This window comes from Streptomyces sp. NPDC127092, assembly GCF_042722475.1.
Classification (GTDB): Bacteria; Actinomycetota; Actinomycetes; order Streptomycetales; family Streptomycetaceae; genus Streptomyces.
The window spans coordinates 1-1011 of record NZ_JBHXFE010000435.1 but is presented as its reverse complement, the minus strand read 5'-3'; the positions used below and the strand labels follow the sequence as shown (position 1 = coordinate 1011).

At 60.8% G+C, this 1011-nt stretch carries 2 protein-coding genes; both read left to right on the top strand.

What is annotated here, in order from left to right; genetic code table 11:
- Positions 1-255: hypothetical protein (locus ACFWJO_RS41080; RefSeq protein WP_386873530.1), on the top strand; the 255-nt coding region annotated here is incomplete at its 5' end.
- Positions 256-418: 163 nt separating this feature from the next.
- Complete coding sequence (locus ACFWJO_RS41075; protein WP_386873528.1) at positions 419-964, top strand: DUF2716 domain-containing protein; 546 nt, start codon at positions 419-421, stop codon at positions 962-964.
- Positions 965-1011: the final 47 nt, after the last annotated feature.

The window sequence follows — 1011 nt, the reverse complement described above, 5'->3', positions numbered from 1 at the left end:
CTTCTTCAGGGCGTTATCGGGTTCATCGCCGGGTGTTTTCTATGGACCCTGTCACTCTCCCTGTCACTCTCCCTGCCGGTGATCGGGGGCCACTGGATGTTTAACGCAGTGGTGGTGGGGCCTGCGATTGCCGCCGCAGTTGCAGTATTGATTCACCTCAAGTCCAGGTCATTCGCCGTGTTCGGCTGGGCCGTATTTGCGGGCGCCATAATCTATGGACTCTCGTTCACGTTCCTGGTGCTAGTTCACGTGTAGCGAACGAACTCGGATACGTGGAACTCCTACGCGCGTGCCAGGGGTCGGCATGGGCGCGATCTCGTCGCGGTGCCGGTTCGCCATATGGGATCCCGAAAGTCGTTCATCGTGCATGGAACGGTGTGGCATCGTCAGTCCAGGAGCGAACGGAGGTCCTGCTCAGATGCGCTACACCCGCGACTTCGGCTCTCCCTTGCCTCCGGCGTGGACCGACCTTCCCAACCGTGATCGTTATTGGACTGAATTCGAGGAAAGATTCGGGTTTCGACCGGGCATGAAACCCGAATCATGGCCGGCGATCGCCGAGCCGACGCCATCAGTGACCTTCGATCTCACCAACACCGCCGGCACCGGGGGTTCCTGGCGGGCGCGGTCCGATGCGGTCAACGCCGAGGCGCTGCGGTGCTTCGTTGCCGAGTTCGCCGACGATCCGCGGTTTGTCGTTCTCGACTGGCAACATCCCGGGTACTGGTTCGACGCCGCGGAGCACGTCGCTGCTGAGGACTCAGAGTGGCGTGTGTCCGTCTATCCAAACGGCGACTACTACATTTTCCTGCGAGAAGACTTCTCGGCCGGCACCTTCGGCCATCCCTGGGAGCCCACGCTGTGCGTGTTTGGTGAACGACTCGTCAACACTCTTGGTCGCACCTTGGCGACTTGGCTTCCGCGCAAGCGTGTCAATGGCCAGCCGTACGACCGAGACGGATAACCGGACTATCCTCGATCGCGTAACTATCGCGACCGGTCATCGATCCA

Coding starts and splice junctions, on each gene's coding strand:
- ACFWJO_RS41075 (WP_386873528.1), top strand. CDS start 419: ATGCGCTACACCCGCGACTTCGGCTCTCCCTTGCCTCCGGCGTGGACC.